Origin of the sequence: Coleofasciculus sp. FACHB-712, assembly GCF_014695635.1 — a bacterium.
Lineage (GTDB): Bacteria > Cyanobacteriota > Cyanobacteriia > Cyanobacteriales > FACHB-T130 > FACHB-T130.
Genome location: NZ_JACJOQ010000107.1, coordinates 1 through 2,616, shown reverse-complemented (window position 1 = coordinate 2,616; position 2,616 = coordinate 1). Strand labels below are relative to the sequence as shown.

Genomic DNA, 2,616 nt, shown 5'->3' with positions numbered 1-2,616 from the left:
AGTAGATCCGGCGGGAAATTAAAAGCGTCTTCCGCAAAGACATACTTTTGCAATGCTGCCAAGGCTTCTCGCTGCTTGGCGACTGGCACAGGTTCAAAGGGTAAGCGTCCGTTGCGGTTTCCGGGGCGATCCCGGTAAAACGATTGTCCACCAATATATTTAGTAATCAAGAACACGTTTTGCAAATAGTGCATAAACGCGGTGTTAAAGCGATCGCTGACTTCGCTGTAACTTTCGCCGGTGCCGGGATACCCTTTATTGAGACGATCCCATAGTTGGCGGTCGATATCCAGTTGCGATCGCGCGTAGCCTAGCGGATCGAGACTCATGTCATATTGGTTCACAGTGGGATCGAGGTCAAAGCTGTCCTCATCGGAGGCATAAGCTAATTCCGGCTGACTCGATTTTTTGGCAATCTCATCGAGAAACCGCTGTTCGGCGATGGGAATTACCCCGCCGCTGGGTTTATAACCATACTCAATCGCCCACTCGTCATAAGCCCCCACCTTGCTGGTATAGTAATCTCCTTGCTTGACCCCTTGGGGTGCCAAGTTGGGTGGCAGATAGTCCATGACGGAACTCACCATCCCCTTAGCGCGGGTGATGTCAGTGTTATTCAATTCCTCTGGTCTTAAGAGGGTACTGCCACGGAAGTTGTGTCTTAAGCCTAGAGTGTGTCCGACTTCGTGAGCAATCAGCAATCGCACAAATTGATGAATATACTCTTTCATGCGATCGCTTCTGGGACTGACATTCTGCAATAGTGACAGCGACAGCGACCCAACTGCCATTTGATTGGCAAATTGCATTCCCTCACACCGATGGTTGTGACCATCCTGTTCTAATAACGAAGGTTTGACCTGTCTGTTGGCACCACCACGCGCTGCACCTTGTTTAGACGAGTGAGAAGGCAAGAAGCCACGGTGACAAATACTGCTGTTCCCCTTCTGGTTCGGTTCGATCAGGTGGCGATATTCCTGCTTGAACGAATTCACAAAGTCAGCGTCCACGATAATGTCAGCATCCAAGATTTCCCCAGTCAACGGGTTAACCCGCGACGGCCCTAATGCAAATGCGGCATCCAAAGAATTGAACCAGCGAATCGTGTTGTAGCGCACATCAGCCGGGTCCCAAGTCGCATTTTCTGGCATCTGCTGCACTGCGATCGCATCCTTGAATCCCGCCTTCTCAAACGCGGCGTTCCACATCAAAACGCCCTCGCGGATGGCGTCGCGGTACTCAACCGGGACAGTATTTTCAATCCAGAAGACAATTTGTTTTTTGGGTGGCGACAAGGAAGCTGCGGGATCTTGCTTTTCTAGATTCCAGCGCTGGATGTAGCGCACAAACGGATCTTTACCACTTTTACTGGAAAAATCCTTGTAAACCGTCGTGAAGTATCCAATCCGTTCGTCGGCAAGACGCGGAATATAGCCGTTGTTTTCCGGTAGCTGGGAGAGACTGTAATGTACCTTCAGGGAAAGGGCGCGGCTGTCAGGCAACGTCGGCAAATACGCCCCGTCATCTCCACTAGGGTTAGAGAAGCCGTAAATCGACTCAATTTCCATGTTCAGGGGGAAAGCTTTGGCAGCACCGAAGTAGGTTTTGTCTTCTTCTAGCTGGTATGAAGCCTCCAAAGCAGTTTTTAAATACGAACTTAATCCAGGTAAATCGCTGAGTAGCAGGTTCCCCAGATCGACGAGAATGGTTTGGCGTTGCGGATGAATGCTGATAATTTTCAGGGAACTGAGAACGGAGTCAGAAAACCCTCGTTCTAGCGATCGCTGTTCTGGATTGCCGGGACTAGTGCGGAAGTTCACGTTGCGGACGGCAAAGTGCAAATTGTTATTGACCCGGCGAAAATAGAAAAGCATATCTTGCAGCGGCATTCCGCTGTAAAGACCTCGTTCGCCAATTCCGGAGTCTAAGGTAATGGTGGCAAGGTAGTTTTTATTGAGCTGGTCTGGTTTAATTTCTAGATATATTGTGCCGGTTTGTTTGTTTCGGTAAAGGGTAAATAATCCTTCCAGCTTTTGAGTATTTTTAACCGTATCATCGAAGGATTGAAAGTCTGAATTTTCTATATTTATATCTTTAGCTAAAACTGGAGGATGTACCGCTGGCTTCTGGGCGTTCGTGATGGCTGCTTTAACTGAAGAAACATTTGCGAATAATAATCCCAGAAGACAACACACGTAGAATGGCGATTTTTTCATTTTGTCTTTAAACTGATTGACGATTACTGATTCAAGTTAAAACAATGATGGGGTTGGTGCTTTATAGACACCATCTAAGCCGGACTGAAGACAGCACATAAATCCTTTGTCTCTTTAATAAAACCTAGAGAGCTATGTTGCACGCTAAAGTTGAACGTCGTTTGCAACGCCATTTTTGAATGCATCAGCGGCTCCCTGTTTAAGATTCCCGCTTTGGAGTCTAAAAATACTATGCGCCAGCCAAAAAACCAAAAAAGTTTATATTTAATAGCGGATGGCTGTTTCCCCTGGATTTAACCTCTCCTCCAACCCTTTCAAGTTGCACCATTTATCGTCGATGGTGGATTCACTTCGATTCCAACTGGGCGTTTAAGGCTTTGTTAATGCGATCGCGTGTTTC

The 2,616-nt window shown here is 47.4% G+C and carries 1 protein-coding gene; it reads right to left on the bottom strand.

Annotated features, from left to right (window positions below; translation table 11 throughout):
- Nucleotides 1-2,216: zinc-dependent metalloprotease (locus H6F50_RS02660; protein WP_190426049.1), on the bottom strand; the 2,216-nt coding region annotated here is incomplete at its 3' end.
- Nucleotides 2,217-2,616 lie beyond the last annotated feature (400 nt).